The sequence below is a fragment of the Janthinobacterium agaricidamnosum NBRC 102515 = DSM 9628 genome, from assembly GCF_000723165.1.
Lineage (GTDB): Bacteria > Pseudomonadota > Gammaproteobacteria > Burkholderiales > Burkholderiaceae_D > Janthinobacterium > Janthinobacterium agaricidamnosum.
Genome location: NZ_HG322949.1, coordinates 5891178 through 5893756, shown reverse-complemented (window position 1 = coordinate 5893756; position 2579 = coordinate 5891178). Strand labels below are relative to the sequence as shown.

General features: G+C 65.7%; 1 protein-coding gene (only partly in view). It reads left to right on the top strand.

The genetic code is table 11. The features are described from left to right. Positions 1-2 precede the first annotated feature (2 nt). Positions 3-2579, top strand: partial view of a type VI secretion system Vgr family protein gene (locus tag GJA_RS25550; RefSeq protein ID WP_081905684.1) — the 5' portion only. It continues 24 nt past the right edge of the window; the window shows 2577 of its 2601 coding nt (coding positions 1-2577); it begins with the start codon at positions 3-5; the stop codon falls past the right edge of the window.

Below are 2579 nucleotides of genomic sequence, written 5' to 3'. Positions count from 1 at the left end.
CCATGCTCACACCGTTGAGTCCGCAAACCTTGCTGGATGGCTTTACGCAATCGACGCGGCTGCTGCGCCTGACCACCCCGCTGGGCAGCGACCGGCTGCTGGCCGAATGCGTGCGCGGCGAGGAAGGCATCAGCCTGGGCTTTGTGTTCAGGATCGCCGCGCTGTCCACCGATGCGGCCATCCCGCTGCGCGGCCTGATCGGCCAGCCGGCCTTGCTGGAACTGCTCACCGCCAACAGCAGCGACGACTTGCGGCCCTTTCACGGTCATGTCACCGCGGTCGAACTGGCCGGCGCCAACGGCGGTTTCGCGCGCTACCACCTGAGACTGGAACCGTGGACCGCATTCCTGGCGCGCGGCCGCGACAGCCGCATCTTCCAGGACATGAGCGTATTCGACATCCTCGACACGATTTTTTCCGCTTACCGGGGCCAAGGCAAACTGGCCCCGCTGTGGCGCTTCGACATCCTCCAGCGCGAGGCGTATCCCAAACGCAGCATCAGCACCCAGTACCAGGAAAGCAACCTGGCCTTCGTCGAACGGCTGATGGCCGAGGAAGGCCTGTTTTATTACTTCGAACACAGCGGCGATGCCGGCAGTCCCAGTTTGGGCAGCCACACGCTGGTAATCGCCGACCACAACGGCAGCTTCCAGCCCAACGTGCAGCCGAGCGTGCTGTTCAGCCAGCCCGGCGCGGTGATGAAAGTGGACAGCCTGGACCGCTGGCGCAGCGTATCGCGCCAGCAAACCAATGCCGTCGAACTGCGCAGCTGGGATTACCGCTCGCTCGATTCGCGCCCGGTCAGCGCGACTGCTGGCGATACCGGCGAGAGCGACGTGGCGCTGGTCAGCCGCGATGCGCCCGGCGTCTACGCGTATGCGTCGCGCCAGCAAGGCCAGCGCATCGCCGACCAGCAACTGCAGGCGCTCGACAGATCGCGTCAAGTATATGTCGGCGCCGGCACCGTGCGTACGCTGGCGCCCGGCACCACGTTCACCTTGCAAACCACGTCGCTGTCCGATTTGGCGGGGAATGGCGATGAACCAGCTGGCGAGAACAACTTTTTGATCATCCGCACGGTGCACCTGATGAATAACAACCTGGGCGCGGACTTGCAGGCCGACATCCTGCAAAAACTCCGCCAGGGCACGCTCGACAGCGCCATCCGCAAGGAACAGGCGCTTGATTTGCACCAGCTCGGCAAAGGCATCGCCGAACGGCCGTTGTACCGCAACCGCATCGATACGATACGCAGCGACATTCCGTACCGGGCCAACAGCCACCGGCGTCCGACCATCCACGGCCAGCAAACCGCGATCGTGGTCGGTCCGCCAGGCGCGACCATCCACACCGACCGCGACCACCGCATCAAGGTGCAATTCCACTGGCAGCGCGGTATGCTGAGTCATAACCGCCTGCAGCATCCGCAGCCCGACGGCCATACCGGCGCGCCCGGCGACGACAGCGCCGGCACCTGGGTGCGGGTAGCCACGCCGATGGCCCCGGTGGCCGGCGCCAACTGGGGCAGCAACGCCCTGCCCCGGGTCGGCCAGGAAGTCTTAATTGACTTTTTGGAAGGCAATATCGACCGCCCGGTCGTGATCGGCACGGTGTACAACGGCAAAGGACAGGCCGACGCCCAGCACAACCAGGTTGGCCAGGGCGCGGGCGTGGCGACCGGCAATGCGCCAGCCTGGTTTCCGGGCGAAGCGGCCGGCCACGCCCATCCAGCGGCCTTGTCCGGCATCAAGACGCAAGCGATGTCGAGCAGCCAGCAAGGCGGCGGCGCCTACAGCCAGCTGGTATTCGACGACAGCCCCGGCCAGTCGCGGCTGGCCTTGCAGCGCCACGCCAGCGCGCACCAGGGCACGGCCGAATTAAACCTGGGCCATTTGCGGCACCAGACTGATAACCAGCGCCTGGGCATGGCCGGTTTCGGCGCCGAACTGAAAACCGAGCACAGCGCGGCTCTGCGCGCCGGCCAAGGTATCTTGCTGTCGAGCGATGCGCGCAGCAACGCCAGCGGCAGCCAGATGGACTCCAGCGAAGCCCAGGCCCAGGTCGACAGCAGCCTGGCCCTGGCGGCGTCGCTGGCCGGCACGGCGCAACAACACCATGCGCTGCTCAAAGATGACAAGGAGCAAGCGGAACCCGAACCGACCAAACTGCCGGCGATCGCGCAACTGGCCCACAGTGCCGAAGTACTCCAGGCCACCGGCGGCGATGGCGCCGGCAAGGTGACGGCCTACAGCGAGCCGCATCTGCAACTGTCCAGCCCGGCCGGCATCGCCGCCACCACGCCGGTGAATGCGATCCTGTCGGCTGGCAACACCAGCAGCATCACGGCAGGCCAGGACATCAACCTGGCGGCGCAAGGCAACCATTTCCATGCGATCAAATCCGGCATCAGCCTGTTCACTTATGGCAAAGCGGGCAAGGCCGGCAAGCCGAACCAGGAAACCGGCATCAGGCTGCACGCCGCCAGCGGCAAGGTCAGCAGCCAAAGCCAGTCGGACGAGACCAGATTGACGGCCGACAAGGCGCTGACGGTGGCCAGCATCACCAAGGGCATCGCCATC